Source organism: Pseudomonas sp. JL3 (assembly GCF_031570575.1).
GTDB classification, from domain to species: domain Bacteria; phylum Pseudomonadota; class Gammaproteobacteria; order Pseudomonadales; family Pseudomonadaceae; genus Aquipseudomonas; species Aquipseudomonas cucumis.
Genome location: NZ_JAKWJK010000014.1, coordinates 136,565 through 150,798 on the forward strand (window position 1 = coordinate 136,565; position 14,234 = coordinate 150,798).

13 protein-coding genes are annotated in these 14,234 nt (G+C 59.3%); 5 read left to right on the top strand and 8 right to left on the bottom strand.

The window, feature by feature from the left end; genetic code table 11:
* Positions 1–9 precede the first annotated feature (9 nt).
* The 3 genes from MMG91_RS21830 to nadE all read left to right on the top strand — a co-directional run bounded on the left by MMG91_RS21830 (position 10) and on the right by nadE (position 3,114).
* Positions 10–921 carry a LysR family transcriptional regulator gene (locus MMG91_RS21830; protein WP_310660667.1) on the top strand — a complete coding sequence of 304 codons (912 nt, stop codon included), beginning with the start codon at positions 10–12 and terminating at the stop codon, positions 919–921.
* Positions 922–1,055: 134 nt separating this feature from the next.
* Positions 1,056–2,282: a nicotinate phosphoribosyltransferase gene (gene pncB / locus MMG91_RS21835; RefSeq protein ID WP_305447982.1), complete on the top strand. Its 1,227-nt coding sequence runs from the start codon at positions 1,056–1,058 to the stop codon at positions 2,280–2,282.
* 4 nt (positions 2,283–2,286) lie between these two features.
* On the top strand, positions 2,287–3,114 hold the full coding sequence (gene nadE, locus MMG91_RS21840; protein ID WP_310660668.1) for an ammonia-dependent NAD(+) synthetase: 828 nt from the start codon (positions 2,287–2,289) through the stop codon (positions 3,112–3,114).
* Between the two features lie 118 nt (positions 3,115–3,232).
* Here nadE and azu read toward each other — a convergent pair whose 3' ends face one another.
* Positions 3,233–3,679, bottom strand: a complete 447-nt coding sequence (gene azu / locus MMG91_RS21845) for an azurin (RefSeq protein WP_305447979.1) — start codon at positions 3,677–3,679, stop codon at positions 3,233–3,235.
* 344 nt (positions 3,680–4,023) lie between these two features.
* On the opposite strand from azu, the gene MMG91_RS21850 reads away from it, so the two are divergent.
* Complete coding sequence (locus MMG91_RS21850; RefSeq protein ID WP_305504236.1) at positions 4,024–4,611, top strand: TIGR00730 family Rossman fold protein; 588 nt, start codon at positions 4,024–4,026, stop codon at positions 4,609–4,611.
* A gap of 68 nt (positions 4,612–4,679) precedes the next feature.
* Complete coding sequence (locus MMG91_RS21855; protein WP_007902706.1) at positions 4,680–4,868, top strand: hypothetical protein; 189 nt, start codon at positions 4,680–4,682, stop codon at positions 4,866–4,868.
* Positions 4,869–4,940: 72 nt separating this feature from the next.
* Here MMG91_RS21855 and MMG91_RS21860 read toward each other — a convergent pair whose 3' ends face one another.
* The 7 genes from MMG91_RS21860 to MMG91_RS21890 all read right to left on the bottom strand — a co-directional run bounded on the left by MMG91_RS21860 (position 4,941) and on the right by MMG91_RS21890 (position 14,209).
* Positions 4,941–5,318: an NUDIX domain-containing protein gene (locus MMG91_RS21860; protein WP_305447977.1), complete on the bottom strand. Its 378-nt coding sequence runs from the start codon at positions 5,316–5,318 to the stop codon at positions 4,941–4,943.
* Between the two features lie 134 nt (positions 5,319–5,452).
* Entirely contained in the window at positions 5,453–6,343 is an 891-nt protein-coding gene (locus MMG91_RS21865; RefSeq protein ID WP_310660669.1) for a transglutaminase family protein, read from the bottom strand.
* Positions 6,343–8,829: a circularly permuted type 2 ATP-grasp protein gene (locus tag MMG91_RS21870; RefSeq protein WP_310660670.1), complete on the bottom strand. Its 2,487-nt coding sequence runs from the start codon at positions 8,827–8,829 to the stop codon at positions 6,343–6,345. Before MMG91_RS21870 ends, MMG91_RS21865 begins: the two co-directional genes overlap by 1 nt.
* An 88-nt stretch (positions 8,830–8,917) precedes the next feature.
* Positions 8,918–12,193 carry a transglutaminase family protein gene (locus MMG91_RS21875; protein WP_310660671.1) on the bottom strand — a complete coding sequence of 1,092 codons (3,276 nt, stop codon included), beginning with the start codon at positions 12,191–12,193 and terminating at the stop codon, positions 8,918–8,920.
* 175 nt (positions 12,194–12,368) lie between these two features.
* Positions 12,369–12,830 carry a hypothetical protein gene (locus tag MMG91_RS21880; protein WP_310660672.1) on the bottom strand — a complete coding sequence of 154 codons (462 nt, stop codon included), beginning with the start codon at positions 12,828–12,830 and terminating at the stop codon, positions 12,369–12,371.
* On the bottom strand, positions 12,831–13,292 hold the full coding sequence (locus tag MMG91_RS21885; protein WP_310660673.1) for a hypothetical protein: 462 nt from the start codon (positions 13,290–13,292) through the stop codon (positions 12,831–12,833).
* Positions 13,292–14,209: an NAD synthetase gene (locus tag MMG91_RS21890; protein WP_310660674.1), complete on the bottom strand. Its 918-nt coding sequence runs from the start codon at positions 14,207–14,209 to the stop codon at positions 13,292–13,294. The genes MMG91_RS21885 and MMG91_RS21890 overlap by 1 nt, the downstream gene beginning before the upstream one ends.
* Positions 14,210–14,234: the final 25 nt, after the last annotated feature.

Here is a 14,234-nt window from a genome sequence, read left to right on the forward strand (position 1 = left end):
GGACCACCCATGCTGAATAAACGCTACTTGCCGTCGATTACCGCCTTGCAGTGCTTCGAGGCCGTGACCCGGCATTTGAGCTTCACCCGTGCCGCCGAAGAGCTGAACCTGACGCAGAGCGCCGTGAGCAAACAGGTCGCGCAACTCGAAGAATTGCTGCAACACCTGTTGTTTCGCCGGGTGCGTCGACGCCTGCAAATGACCCCCGCCGGCGATTTGTACCTGGTGGAGGTGCGAAAAATCCTCACCCAAGTCGAAATGTCGACTCATTACCTGCGTTCCTACGGCGGTGAAACCGAAGTCTTGCGAGTTTCGACGCCGCCAACCTTCGGTGCGCGCTGGCTGGTGCCACGCCTGAAAGGCTGGCGCCTGCGACATCCGTCGATCCATCTGGACCTGTGCAGCGAACAGGAAGCCGACGACCTGCTGCAAGGTCGCAGCGACCTGGCGTTCTACTTTGGCCAGGGCTCCCGGCCCGGCACCGAATGCCTGAAGCTGTTTGGCGAAGAGCTGGTGCCGGTCTGCGCACCGGGCAGCCTGCCGGACACGCCGTTCACCGACCCTACGCAACTCACTGACCTGGTCCTGCTGCAAAATGCTTCCCGGCCTCAGGCTTGGCACGACTGGTTCGACAGCCAGGGCTACCACACCGAACACAGCTACCACGGCCCGCGCTTTGAAACGTTTTACATGTGCATTCGCGCCGCGCAGGTCGGCTGCGGCGTCGCACTGTTGCCACGGTTTCTGGTGGAAGAGGAATTGGCCGACGGCAAACTGGTCATTCCCTGGCAGCATGCAATGCCCAGCACCGACGCCTATTACCTGGCGTATCCAGAGCATTCGGCGGAAGTGCCCAAGGTGCGGGATTTTGTGAAGTGGATGCTGGAGCAGATCGATAGTCCGGACATGCCATCCAAGTAGGGTTGCCACAGGGATCTGCTGCGATCTGAAAAATCGCTGGCAATCCTCACCATTGATATGCGCCACTAGCCCCATTCATTGAAACTGCTGCAACGCCGCTGCCACGGGCCGCGGCCCGCCTGGAGAACCCCGTTATGAGCGAGAGTGTGTTTGCCGATCGCATCGTGCAGAACCTGCTCGACACCGACTTCTACAAACTGACGATGATGCAGGCGGTGCTGCACAACTACCCGAACGTGGAAGTCGAATGGGAGTTTCGTTGCCGTAACAGTGAGGATCTGCGCCCGTACCTGGCGGAGATCCGCTTCCAGATCGAGCGTCTGGCCGAGTTGAGCCTGAGTGCCGATCAGTTGAGCTTTCTGGAGCGCATCAGCTTTCTGAAACCGGATTTCCTGCGTTTCCTCGGGCTGTTCCGCTTCAACCTGCGCTATATCCACACTGGTATTGAAAACGGCGAGTTGTTCATCCGCCTGCGCGGGCCGTGGTTGCACGTGATTCTGTTCGAAGTGCCGCTGCTGGCCATGGTCAGCGAAGTACGCAACCGCTATCGCTACCGGGAAGTCGTTCTGGAACAGGCCCGCGAGCAGCTCTATCGCAAGTTCGACTGGCTGACCGCCAATGCCAGCGCGGACGAATTGTCCGAGTTGCAGGTAGCCGATTTCGGCACTCGCCGTCGCTTCTCGTACCGTGTCCAGGAAGAAGTGGTGAACGTGCTCAAGCATGACTTCCCCGGTCGCTTCGTCGGCACCAGCAACGTGCACCTGTCCCGGGAGCTGGACATGAAACCGCTGGGCACCATGGCCCACGAATGGATCATGGCCCACCAGCAACTCGGTCCGCGGCTGATCGACAGCCAGATTGCCGCCCTCGACTGTTGGGTCCGCGAATACCGGGGTTTGCTGGGAATCGCCCTGACCGACTGCATCACCTCCGATGCCTTCCTCAACGATTTCGACCTGTTCTTTGCCAAGCTCTTCGACGGCTTGCGCCACGATTCCGGTGACCCGGTGCAGTGGGCGGAAAAAGCCATCGCCCACTATCACAAGCTTGGCATCGACCCGATGAGCAAGACCCTGGTGTTTTCCGACAGCCTGACCCTACCCAAGTCTCTGGAGATTTTTCGGGCATTGCGCGGTCGGATCAATGTGAGCTTCGGTATCGGCACCAACCTGACGTGCGATATTCCGGGTGTCGAACCAATGAGCATCGTGCTTAAAATGACGGCCTGCAACGGCCAGCCAGTGGCCAAGATCTCTGATGAGCCTGGCAAGACTCACTGCAAAGACCCGAATTTCGTCGCCTATTTGCGACATGTTTTCCAAGTACCTGCCGCCATTTCCAGCCCATCTAGCAAGGAGTGAATTCATGCAAGCCGTACAGCGTGAGATTGCTGAACAGCTCAAGGTCCAACCGCCCTTCGCGGATCAACTCGCCCTCGAGGCTGAAGTTGCCCGGCGGATTACCTTCATTCAGGACTGCCTGGTCAATGCCGGGCTCAAGACGCTGGTGCTGGGCATCAGTGGCGGTGTCGACTCCCTGACCGCCGGCCTGCTGGCCCAGCGCGCCATGCGTGAACTGCGCGAGCGCACTGGTGAGGCCAGTTACAAGTTCATCGCAGTGCGCCTGCCTTATGGCGTCCAGTTCGACGAACATGATGCCCAGGCCTCAGTGGATTTCATTGCTCCCGATGAGCGCCACACTGTAAACATCGCCCCGGCGGTCAAATCCCTGGCCAGCGAAGTGGCGGCCTTCGAGGGTAAGGAGGCGGTGCAGAAGGATTTCGTGCTAGGCAACACCAAGGCGCGGATGCGCATGGTTGCGCAATACACCATCGCTGGCGCGGCTCACGGCCTGGTGATCGGCACCGATCACGCGGCAGAAGCGGTGATGGGCTTCTTCACCAAATTCGGTGACGGCGCCTGCGACCTCGCACCATTGAGCGGCCTGGTAAAAAATCAGGTCCGGGCGATTGCCCGCAGCTTCGGCGCGCCGGAGTCGCTGGTGGAAAAAATCCCGACCGCCGACCTCGAAGACCTGTCGCCGGGCAAACCGGACGAAGCGTCCCACGGCGTGACCTATGCCGAGATCGATGCTTTCCTGCACGGTGAGCCTGTGCGTGAGGAAGCGTTCAAGATCATCTGCGATACGTACAAGAAGACCCGTCACAAGCGAGTGATGCCGTTCGCGCCGTGAGCCGTGAATGAACGAAAAAGCCCGCTGAGGAGTTGATCCTCAGCGGGCTTTTCTTTGGCTTAAGCATTTGTCGATGCTGAAGGCCCATTCGCGAAGAACGATAACGCGGTAATCCGCCTTACTTCAGAGTCACAGTGCCTTTCATCATCGAGATATGGCCCGGGAACGAGCAGAAGAAACCGTACTTTTCAGCAGCATCGAGCTTCGACACATCGAAAGTCACCGAGTCGGTTTCCTTCGCACCGATGACTTTGGTGTGAGCGATAACGCGGGCATCGCCGTCTTTCAGGTAGTTCTTGTCGATGCCAGCGGCCAGGCCGTCGGTGGCGATTGGCTGCATGTCCGCTTCTTTACTCAGCACCCAGTTATGGCCCATGACGTTTTTCGGCAAGCTGCCGGAGTGAGTCAGTTCAACGGTGAAGGTTTTGCAGCTTTTGTCGATCTCGATGGCCTTGGTGTTGAAGGACATCTGATCGGTGGAGTCGATGGTCGTTTTGCATTCCGCAGCCATCAATTGGCTGCTGGCCAGTGTCAGCAGGGATACCGCAACAAGTTTGGCAAACATGGTGAATCTCCAAGGCAGGGTTAACAAAAGTGCTAATGGACAGAAGACTGCCTGAAATCTTCGCAAGTTCCTATGACCTGAATCAAAAATTGTATACAACTTTCGGGCTATGACACTCATCGAAACAATCTACCAGCCAGACGTCTGGCCCGGCCCTATCATCAGGGCGTCATTAGTTATCTGGAGCGCCTGTCATGTCTTTCAACCGCTTTTTGAGCAGCTTGCTTGCCGCCTATGCCTGTGGCGCCAGTGGCACCTGTGAAACACCTGAACGCGAGGTTTAATCCTTGGAACGATGCCAACCTGCCTTTACTCTGTGGTCCTGATTGACCATGGAGTAAGGCATGTCTTTAGCATCCGTTTGCGTATTTTGCGGTGCCAGCACCGGCACCAACCCGGCTTATCGTGAAGCGGCTGTCGCCTTGGGGCGAGCATTGGCCGAGCGCAAGCTGACTCTGGTCTATGGCGGCGGCGCCGTCGGGCTGATGGGGATTGTGGCCGACGCCGCGCTGGCGGCCGGCGGTGAAGTGATCGGGATCATCCCGCAGAGCCTCAAGGACAAGGAAATCGGCCACAGCGGCCTGACACGCCTGGAAGTGGTCGATGGCATGCATGCGCGCAAGGCGCGAATGGCCGAGCTCAGCGATGCCTTCATCGCGCTGCCCGGCGGCCTGGGCACGCTGGAAGAGCTGTTCGAAGTCTGGACCTGGGGCCAGCTCGGCTATCACGGAAAACCGCTGGGTTTGCTGGAAGTGAACGGTTTCTACAACAAGTTGACGTCTTTTCTTGATCATATCGTCGGCGAAGGCTTCGTTCGCGAAGCGCACCGTGACATGCTGCAAATGAGCGAATCGCCGCAAACCCTGCTCGACGCACTGGACGCCTGGCAACCCTCGGTACCGCCAAAATGGACCGAGCAAAAACCCAGCTAACGGCTCGGCATCGATACAGGGCAGAATATGCGCCGCTCAACCTCACCTTCGACCCCAGAGGATCGCCCATGGCTAAACCTAATTATTCCTTCGCCAAACGTCAGAGAGACTTGGCCAAGGAGCAGAAGAAAGAGGAAAAGCTTCAGCGCAAGAAAGCTACAGCTGAAGAAGAAGCAGCAGCACTGAACCCGGATACCGAAGGCGAAGTGGCTACAGACGAAACTGAAGCACCGAAAGATCAGGCGCCCGACGCCTGAGACCCCCAGGGCCCGATGATCTGATCAGGCCCACCGATCTGTGTCCAGGGTCAGCAGCCTTGCTGTTGCCCCTCACAGCCCCAGCGCTTTACCAATCGAATCGCGATAGCCCTTGGGCAAGTTGGCCGGCAATTGCGCCGGATCGAACAGGCCGATTTCCTTGTGCTCATGACTGATCGTCGGTACAAAACCGCCCAGCAACTGGCAGCGGTAGGTGGCAATGAACACGTGTTTGCCGGGGATCACCTCGAACAAGTATGAATCCAACGGCTCACCCACAGCCACTTCGACGTCCAGCTCTTCGACGATTTCTCGCGCCAGGCACTGCGGTGCTGTCTCGCCCAACTCGATCCGTCCGCCGGGCAACTCCCACTCTTCGCGCTCGTTGAGCATCAGTACGACCAGACCCTCAGGGGATTGCAGGACGCCTTTGATTGAAACCGGAAACATGGAAAACCCTCATCAGTAAAGGCAACACATCACCCTGTGGGAACGGGCTTGCTCACGAATGCGGCCAGTCAGCCAACATTCATGTTGCCAGGTACACCGCCTTCGCGGGCAAGCCTGCTCCTACATGAGCTGCGCTACTCCAATGGCATCACGGTAACCCGAACCTCCGGGTCATGACTGCCACCGCCCAGAATCACCCCGCGCAATGGCGACACATCGGAAAAATCCCGGCCCCAGGCCAGGGTAATGTGCTCCAGCGCCGGTTGCACATTGTTGGTCGGGTCAAAATCCACCCACCCCAGCACCGGGCAAAACACCGACACCCAGGCATGCGACGCATCGGCGCCGATCAGCCGCGGCTGGCCCGGCGGTGGCTGGGTCAGCAGATAACCGCTGATGTACCGCGCCGCCAACCCGCGCGAACGCAGGCAAGCGAGCATCAGATGGGCAAAGTCCTGGCAAACCCCACGCCGCCGCTCCAGCACTTCCACCAGCGGCGTCGCCACTTGAGTCGCCTCAGCGTCGAAGGTGAATTCGCTGAAGATCTTCTCCATCAATGCTTGAACACCCAGCAGCAATGGCCGACCAGCAGGAAAGCAACTTTCGGAAAACTCGACGAAGCTGCGCTTCAAATGCACATAGGGCGATTCGAACCGGTAACGGCAGGCTTCCAGCAACTCAGGTGAAAGTGGCTGACTGCTGTAGGTCAGCTCGTTGCGAGTATTTTCCCAGGCCGGCGATTGATTGAAGTCCAGCGGCGGCCGGGCCAGCACTTCGACGGTGAGCCGGGCATTGACCAACAATTCATCGTGAGGCCGCTCGAACGCCAACCGGGTCAGCGGATTGCCGAACACATCCAGCTCATCCCGGCGTGAAGTCGGCTCGGGACTGATCTGCAATTGTTGCTCGGTGCAGCGCTGCCAGGCACAGGTCCGTGGCCACAAATGCGCCAGCTGCTGAGCCAGGGACACCGGGCTGTCATAGTGATAATGGGTATCGTGGAAAATCTGGTAATGGGCACTCATCAGACGGACACCGTGCGCTGGCTGACATCATCGACATGGGCGAAATGACGCAAGGCCAGGCGATCCGACACCTGTCCGCTGGCATCGGCGATCTCCTGCAACAGATCGGCCAGCCCCTCTATGGCGGCGCGAACACTGGCCTCGCCGAACAGCGAGTTTTCCAGGCAACCCAGATCGAAGCGCGCCAGGCGCTCCACCCACTGCGGCAGACCTGTTTCGCGTGGCGCACCAAAGTCGTCGTTCAAGCGCTTCAACGTGCGGGTCACCAGTTTCAACTGGAACAGCACCGCGTGAGGGTTCTGCTCGTCGAGCAACAACAGGTCGAGCACCGGGATCAATTGCGCCACCGCCAGGTACCGCGAGCGGTAGGTGATGCTGCTGTTGCCCAGTTCCAGCAGCCATTCCAGCCCGGCCTGATCGAAAACCTCCGCACCACGTAGAAACGCCGCCAGACTGCCGCTGAGAAATTGCAGCCGCTCGATCCGTCGCCCGATCATCAGGAAACGCCAGCCTTCGTCCCGGGTCATGTCGTCCAGGGCAAAACCGGACAGCGCCGCCAGCGACATCACCAGTCGGTTGAGGAAATCCAGCAACTCGCCGAAGTCCGGCTCTTCAGTTTCCAGTTCCATGGCCTCGCGCTGCAATTCCACCAATGCTTGCCAGTTCTCTCGCGAAAGCTTGCCGCGTACTTGCGACGCCGCCCACTGCAAGCGTTGCAGGTTGGAGCGCAGGCTGAACGGCCAATCATCGCCGAGCAGCGCCGCCAGCAAGCGCTCGGGCAACTCGCCCTCCTCCGGCAACAGATTCAGGCGTTCACCGAGATCGACCGCCGCCTCCAGGGCTTGCGGGTCATCGCCATCGACATAGCGCGCCAACATAATCCGCAGCAGTCGCGCGCTGTCATCGCAGCGCTCACAGTAGCGGCCGAACCAGAACAGGTTCTCGACCACCCGTGATGGCAGATACGGATCGCGTCGCACCAGATCGTGAACGCCAATATTGCGCTGGGCTCTCCATTGTTCACCGCTGGGCGGGCGATCGCCCAACACCCAAGTGTCCTTGCTTGCGCCACCGCGTTGCATCGACACCGCTTCGGCATCGGCCTCGGCGGCAACCCGGGTCAGGCCACCGGGCAGCACGCGATAACCCTCCCGACTGGCTACCGCATACACGCGCATGCCAATGGCCCGCGGTTGCAACTGACCATCTTCGGCCTGCCAGATCGGCGCCTGGGACAGCTGCGCCAATTCTTGCGCAACATAGGCGTAAGGCCGTGCCTGCATGCGCTCGGCCAGGGCCTGGCGCTGTTTTTCACTCAAATCACGACCAAACACCGGGGCGAAGCTCTGCGACGGAAACGCCGGTTTGATCAACAGCTCCGGCAGTTTTTCCAGGGCCTGCGCCAGCACCGGCGCTTCACCGCACCACCAGGTCGCGATGGACGGCAGGATCAGCTCTTCACCGAACAGGTATTGATTGATCTTCGGCAGGAAGCCCAGCAACCCCGGCGACTCCAGCACGCCGCTGCCGAGGGCGTTGGCCACCAGCACCCGGCCCTGACGCACGGCTTCGAGCAGCCCCGGCACGCCAAGGGCCGAGTCGGTGCGCAGCTCCAGCGGATCGCAGAAGTCATCGTCGAGCCGACGCATGATCGCGTGAACCCGACGCAGGCCGCTCAAGGTCTTCAGGTATACCGTGGCATTGCGCACGGTCAGGTCGCCGCCTTCCACCAATGGATAGCCGAGCTGGCGAGCCAGATACAAGTGTTCGAAATAGCTTTCGTTGAAACGCCCCGGCGTCAGCAGCACCACCAGTGGTGCTTCGTCACCGCTCGGCGCCTGACGGGCGAGCGTTTCCTGAAGGGTGCGGAAAAAACCGGCCAGGTGCTGCACCTTCAAATCGCGGTACAACTCGGGGAAGGCACGGGACACGATGGTGCGGTTTTCCAGGGCGTAACCGGCACCGGATGGCGCTTGAGTGCGATCCGCGGTCACCCACCAGCGACCGTCAGGCGTGCGCGCCAGGTCCACGGCATACAGATGCAGAAAAGCCCCCTCGGGCGGTGCAATGCCCTGACAAGGCCAGAGGAAGTTGTTGTGACCGAATACCAGCTCAGCCGGCAGCAGGCCTTCGGCGATCAAACGCTGCGGACCGTACAGGTCCGCCAGCACAGCATTGAGCAAACGCGCCCGTTGCGCGATCCCGACCGATAACTGCTGCCACTCATCGGCGGCAATCACATGGGGCAGCAGGTCCAGTTCCCAAGGCCGGTCAGCGCCCTTGGGGTCGGCGTAGACGTTATAGGTCACGCCGTTTTCCTGGATCTGCCGGGTCAGCAGCGCCTGACGCTGCACCAGTTGCGCTGGCGTGCTGCGTTGCAATTGATCGAACAGTCGCTGCCAGTGCGGGCGCACGGCGCCGCTGTCGTCGAGCAGTTCGTGGTAAGTGCCCGCCGTGAGCGGGTAGCGGTCAAGCAGGTCAGGCATGGAAAGCTCGGCAGACAGCAAAGAACGGTCAGACTAACGCAGGCTCATGACGCCCGGATATACGAAAAATCCGAGCGTCGCGTACGGTTTAGAAACGTCGTAAATCGAGAGTCATCGGTAGCTCGTCGTTAATTTCCAGATTCGGTATAGGAAGTTTCCCTGGCGTGTGTCCGAGACGGAAGAAACGCGCCATGCGCCGGCTCTCGGCCTCATTGGCGTTCACCGGCAGGCTGTCGTAGTTGCGCCCACCCGGGTGGGCGACGTGGTACTGACAGCCGCCCAGCGAACGCCCCATCCAGGTGTCGAGCACGTCGAACATCAGCGGTGCGTGGACCGGGATGGTCGGTTGCAGGCAGTTAGCCGGTTGCCAGGCGCGAAAGCGTACGCCAGCGACGAACTCGCCAACCCGCCCCGTAGGTTGCAACGGCACCGGAATGCCGTTGCAGGTCAGCAGATAACGCTGGGGCGGCAGGCCGCTGAGCTTGACCTGCAAACGCTCCAGCGACGAATCCACGTAACGCACCGTGCCACCTGCCGCACCGTCCTCTCCGAGTACATGCCAAGGCTCCAGCGCCTGCCGCAACTCCAGTTCGATGCCGCTGACGGCATAGTCGCCGACCTTGGGGAAACGAAACTCCAGATGCGCCGCGAACCACTCGGCCCGCACGGGATAACCGGCGGCATTGAGGTCGACGATGACGTCAGCAAAATCCTGCTCGATAAAGTGCGGCAACAGGAACCGGTCGTGCAGCTCTGTACCCCAGCGCGCCAGTTTCGGCGGTGCATAAGGCTCGCGCCAGAACCGTGCCACCAGCGCCCGCAGCAACAATTGCTGAGCCAGGCTCATGCGCGCATGGGGCGGCATTTCAAAGGCTCTCAGTTCCAGTAATCCGAGGCGCCCGGTGGCGCCGTCCGGCGAATACAGTTTGTCGATGCAGAACTCGGCACGATGGGTGTTACCGGTCACGTCGATCAGCAAATTGCGCAGCAAGCGATCCACCAGCCATGGCGGACACTCCTCGCCTGGCTTCGGCATCTGAGCGAAGGCGATTTCCAGTTCATACAGCGAGTCGTTGCGCGCTTCATCCACCCGTGGCGCCTGGGACGTCGGGCCGATGAACAATCCGGAAAACAGGTAGGACAAGGATGGATGGTTATGCCAGTAACTGATCAGGCTGCGCAGCAGATCGGGACGGCGCAGAAACGGTGAGTCAGCCGGGGTCGCGCCACCCAAGACGAAATGGTTGCCGCCACCGGTCCCGGTGTGCCGACCGTCGATCATGAACTTCTCGGTGGTCAGTCGAGTCTGGCGCGCCTCTTCGTAAAGAAACTCGGTGCGCTCCACCAATTCATCCCAGGTGGCGGACGGCTGGACGTTGACCTCGATCACGCCCGGATCCGGAGTAATGCGGAAGTTGCTCAGGCGCGGATCGCTCGGTGGTTCATAGCCTTCCAACAACACCGGGCAATGCAATTCCTCGGCGGTGGCTTCGATGGCGGTGACCAGTTCCAGATAGTCCTCGACCCGCTCCAGTGGCGGCATGAACAGGTACAACCGGCCGTCCCGCGCTTCGGCGCAGAACGCGGTGCGGGTCAGCCAGTCGGCGGACTCGTCGATCTTTGGCACACGCTCGTCGGCGGTTTGCGGTTGAGCGTGATTCTGTAGCTGGTCGGTGCCCGGCAGCTCAGGGAAATCCTGATTCGAGTCGACAGGGTGAATGAACGGATACTCCGCTGCCTTCACCCAAGGCTGCGAACCGAGTGGCAAGCGATACCCCAGCGGCGAATCCCCCGGCACCAATCGGCAATGTTCTTCCCGCAGATACCAGCGACCGCTCTGCCACTGATCACCCTTGGCGGTGCGCGCCAGCGGCAGGACCTGGCCGATTACCTTGTCCAGCCCCTGGCTGAAGACTTTGCGCAGACGCGCACGCTCCAAAGGTTCTTCGAGGCGTGAGTCTTCGGCGCTGACGTTCTGCGGCAAAGCGCCTTCGCGCCAGAGGTAATAGAAATTGTCTTCGTAGGCCGGAAACACAAAGCGTGTCGGAATTTTCAGGCGTTCGGCGACACTCGCCAGAAAACGCCCGGCCAACTCGCCATCGGCGCCGTAGTCTTCCTGCTCATCGGCGATCAGCGCGCTGTTGTGCCAGATCGGCACGCCATCGCGTCGCCAGTAGCAGTTCAGCGACCAGCGCGGCAGTTGCTCGCCGGGGTACCACTTGCCCTGACCGAAATGCACCAGGCCCTTGGGCGCGTAATGCTTGCGCATGCGCTGGAACAGTTCGGCGGAAAGGCGCCGTTTGTCTGGCCCGAGCGCCGCGGTATTCCACTCGGCGCCGTCCGGGTCATCGATGGAAACGAAAGTCGGCTCGCCGCCCATGGTCAGGCGCACGTCGCCTTCGAGCAGATCGGCATCGATCTGCCGGCCCAAGGCCTGAATCGCCAACCATTGCTCTTCGGTGTAGGGCTTCGTGACCCGCGGCGCTTCCCAAATCCGCTCGACCGACATCTCGTGGGTGAATTCGCACTCGCACGGTTCCACCAAGCCACTGATCGGTGCCGCAGAGGACGGATCAGGGCTACAGGCCAACGGAATGTGTCCTTCACCGGCAAACAGCCCTGAAGTCGCGTCCAGGCCGATCCAGCCGGCACCGGGCAAATAGACCTCGCACCAGGCATGCAGGTCAGTGAAGTCCACTTCGGTACCCGAAGGGCCGTCGAGGCTTTTGACATCGGCGGTCAACTGAATCAGGTAACCGGACACGAAACGCGCGGCCAGGCCGAGGTTGCGCAGCAACTGCACCAGCAACCACGCCGAATCGCGGCAGGAACCGGAGGCATGCTCGAGGGTGTGCTCCGGGGTCTGTACGCCTGGCTCCATGCGAATCAGGTAACCGATGTCTTCGCTGAGGCGCTGGTTGAGCGCGACCAGGAAATCCACGCTTGGTAGCGGCGTGCGATCGATGCCCTCCAGATAGGCCTTGAATTTCGGCGTCAGGGGCAAGGTTTCCAGGTACGGCGCCAGCTCTTTGCGCTCATCCGCGGCGTAGGTGAAAGGGATTTTTTCGGCGTAAGGCTCGAGGAAAAAGTCGAACGGATTGAACACCGCCATCTCCGCCAGCAAATCGACCTCGATCCGCAGCTCATCGGTTTTTTCCGGGAACACCAACCGCGCCAGGTAATTGCCCTGGGGATCCTGCTGCCAGTTGATGAAATGCTGCTCGGGCGAGACTTTCAGCGCATAGGACAGTATCCGCGTGCGGCTATGAGCAGCCGGACGCAGGCGAACGATCTGCGGACCGAGCTCGACGGCACGGTCGTAGCGGTAATGCGTGACGTGGTGCAATGCGACATGAATCGACACGGCGTGCCTCCTGCGAGCCTGGACGTTATCGAAAGCGGCGCAAGACTTATGCCATGCAGGCAGGTCGGACCCTTTCTTCGGTTACTCAGGGCAGTAGAGCACTAAAAGCGCGCATTGCTCGCTTTCGTGCGCGCAGGGGCGCACATAAATGTGGCGGATCGATGGGTGAGTCGGATCAACGTTGCGTGCGCGATGCCTTGGAAGCCTGCCTGATCAACTCGCGCTGGCGGCGGACTTCAACCAGTTGGATGCGCATTTCGCGGTGGCGTTTACTGTTGAGTAGCAGTAGGCCTAGCAATGGAAAGAGGATGCCTGCTGCATAAACGAATCGATTTGGCCGATAGGCAATAGTCGGCAACACACACAACAGACAGACCACAAAAAGTCCGGCGAATACCCAGACCCAGCCTGGTTTGCCGCGAATGACCATAAAGTTGCTATGGACAAGAACCCCTGTGCAAATAACAGTGCATATGGCGAAAAATTTCGCTTCATCTGCCAGTGGAGCGCTCACAAAGAAGCTATCAAGAAGAGCAAAGAGAGCAAGCAAACATGATATTTTTGCCACGAAGATCGCGGCGATAAAGGTTGGGAAGTAGCGCTTCATGAAATTGTGAAAAATCGGATAGTTTTCCATCTAGCGTCCCTTCTTGTTTTTCTGAAGCCCGACGGCAGATTTTTCTGCGATACGCTCATGACGTAATTCAAGCAACTTCTGGCGCATTTCTCGATGGCGTTTGCTATTAAGCAGTAGCAGACCCAGCATCGGAAATAACAACCCAGTCACATAGGCGACGGGATGCGGCTTATAACCATAGGTGGGGAGGACTGTGAGGAAACACACCAAATAGAACACGACGATGGCCCGCACACCCCAGGACTGCCCCCTGATCATGACGAAGTGGCTCAATGCCAAGAGCAAAGACAGCACCAGCGCCACAATAAAAGAATACTTGCCCCGTTCAGGATCGCCTCGAAAGTAAGTACTTGAGACTAATGAAATCGAAGCAGAAAGAGCAAAACAAGCTAGAAAAAATGCGCAGATAAAGGTTGGAAAATAGTGAGCCAGGAAAGCGCTCAACGAATACTTGCGATCCATTACTCAACCTCCTCATACAGACCAACTGCAATTGTTCGGAGGTTCCCAGCTAAGCTACTTCCTGTTAAGCCTATGGCCGCCCCCAGAGAGTCGCGAATCTGAGTGACCGTCGCGTGATTGATTTGAGTGGCCGTATAACGCTTTGCAAGCGTCCCCGAACGCTGGCGAAGCTTCAATAGTTTACTTGTCAGGCTCGGGTCTTTTAATGTTAACAATTCTTTGGTCAACGCCTTTCTTTGCTGACGTGTCAGACCTTTAGAAAGCTCGTACCAACTCCTGCCGGTCGAGACCTTCCTGGCCTGCAAAAGCCTCAGGGTGGTTAGAGTAGACGCACCGGCTCCCAGCAATGATGCGGCATCCAATACCGGCATTACGTAGCGATACCAGTCCTCGCTGTCCATATCATCATTGGCTGATGGGTCGTTGAGTTCGTTGTGCGTTCTCACGCCTCCCACCACACACTGCGCAGTACTCGCGGCAGCGGCTGTTGCTCCAATTGCTGTTACAACCAAGCTGGCACCTGCAGTAAATGGAACTGCAATCGTGCCACTGAAAACCACGATCCAGCCCAGAATGGCACCGGCACAGGATAATGTCGTATTGACCGCCTCCCCCACTAAACGAGATTCCCGGGGATTGTTCTGCACCTGATCAGCGAATTGCGCAGGCGCAATGTACTTCTGCGCCTCGCGCAAAATGATTCGCTTGGGCCTGATACTGCAAATCGGCTTGAACTCACGCAGGGTCACTACGTTGAATTCGGCGTCGATGTACACAACGCCCGCGCCGACGATTCCGGGGTCGGCGTCGATGGCGGCGAACAGCCGTGGCAGGTTGATCTGGCTTTCGATGCGTTGGCGGGCCATGAACTGGGAGGGGCTGTAGTCCATGCCGATACCCGGTAAGGGGTTGCTCATGTGAATCGTCCTTGAAGATCGGGGG